This window comes from Allostigmatella hybrida (assembly GCF_020103775.1).
In the GTDB taxonomy this organism is placed as follows: domain Bacteria; phylum Myxococcota; class Myxococcia; order Myxococcales; family Myxococcaceae; genus Hyalangium; species Hyalangium aurantiaca.
In genome coordinates, this window is the sequence record NZ_JAHXBH010000068.1 from 1 (window position 1) to 1,624 (window position 1,624).

Below are 1,624 nucleotides of genomic sequence, written 5' to 3' on the forward strand. Positions count from 1 at the left end.
GAGAGTGGGGAGTGCGCGAGGCCTACGCGAAGAGCCAGTGCATTTTGCAGGCTTTGACCCTTGGAAAGACGCTTCGTTCCTCAAAGAGTGCTTGGCAGCGCCTGACTCCAGGCAATCTTCTCTCGCCCCAGCGCAGCAAAAACGGGTTCACCTACACTGGTGACTACCCAGTCCTCTCGTCTCCTCGCAGTACTCGGGCCGTCGAAACCTGTTTCCGGGCTTGCTCGGCAGGCACGTAACCTTTCTTCACCTTCTTCTTTGGCCCTCGCAGGTGCTTGCGCAGCTTGGCCGGGTTGACCTGCCGGGCCATCTGCCGCAGCGTCTGACTCAACGCCTCGTCTGACTGGGACTCGAAGGTGCTCCAGGTCTTCTCAGGCAGGGCGATCATCATCCCGCTGTAGGTAGCCTTTACCTCGCCTGCCACGTAGTAGGAGGACACCTCTGTCGCCTGCAAGTGGTGCTCCTCTTCGACTGCCGCCAGCAAGACGGCCAGCACGTTGTAGGCCATCACCGACACACCAAAAGCCAGCAGTGCCGCACGCGGGTGGCCCAACGCGTGGACTTCACTGTGCAACACCGATTCGAGTCGGCCGAACATCCCCTCGATGCTCCACCGCCGCCGGTACAACTCCGCCACTTGCTGGGCGCCCATGCGCTCCGCAGGCACATTCGTCAACAGGCGGATGCACGTGTCGCCACTCTCGGTCGGCTCGTCCAGGTGCACCTCGATGCGCCGCAACGCCAACCGCTTGCCTTCCGCTGCTTCTATTGCGACGGCCTGCTCAAACACCCTCCCCGTCTTGCTTCGACCCACTTCCTTCAGGGAGCCCTCCTCCTTCGGGTGGGGACTCTTCGCATGCTCGCGGATGAGGAAGGCAGCTCCCTTCTCCGCGATTCCGAACAGGATGTTCTTCGTGCTGAAGTTCCTGTCCGCCAGCCACAACTCCCCAGGCTGCACTCGCTCCAGAATAGGCCCCATCAACGCTCGCTCCTGCGCGTGCGCATCCTCCGCAGGCAGGATATCCACCACCAGGTCCCACTCGGGTGCATACACCACCAGCGATTGGCCTGGCATCGCCGCTCCTCGAAAACCTCTCAAGGGCTTGAGTCGCTTCTCGCTGGCCGCCAGTTTGTTTCCATCCAGCACTCGCACCCGGTAACCCGCTGCCCACGGCTCCTGCTGTAACTTCAGCTGTTTCACGATGGGCGTCAGCCTCTCCCCGCTGCCCTGCACCAGGGCCCTCACCAACTCCGGTTCCGTGTGATTGACTTTCTCGTAGAGCGCTTGCAGCGACACCTTCAACTCCTCGCTGTCCTGTGCCGCCGCATGCAGCGAGGGCCTCAATCCCAAGGCCACAAGCTCCATCAACTCCACTTCCGCCGAGAAGAGCAGTTCCTTCGTGTACTGCCTCTGGCGGTGTTCCTGGAACAGCCCCTCCATCCACTCGGCGCTCAGCGCCCGCTGCATCAGCAATCGCGCCATGACCGACAAGGGGCTCTTGCGCACGAAGCGCTCGAAGACGTCATCCAGGGCCATGGTCCTTCCTCCGGCGGGGGCTCCTTCCAAAGATGCTCCCGGCGCCTGACCCTTGCTGTCCTCTCAAGCCACCGCTTCCCCTCTCGC

1 protein-coding gene is annotated in these 1,624 nt (G+C 62.4%); it reads right to left on the bottom strand.

What is annotated here, in order from left to right; genetic code table 11:
* Nucleotides 1-163 precede the first annotated feature (163 nt).
* A complete protein-coding gene (locus KY661_RS37035) occupies nt 164-1,483 on the bottom strand; it encodes an IS4 family transposase (protein WP_225414672.1) in 1,320 nt (439 codons plus the stop codon).
* Nucleotides 1,484-1,624 lie beyond the last annotated feature (141 nt).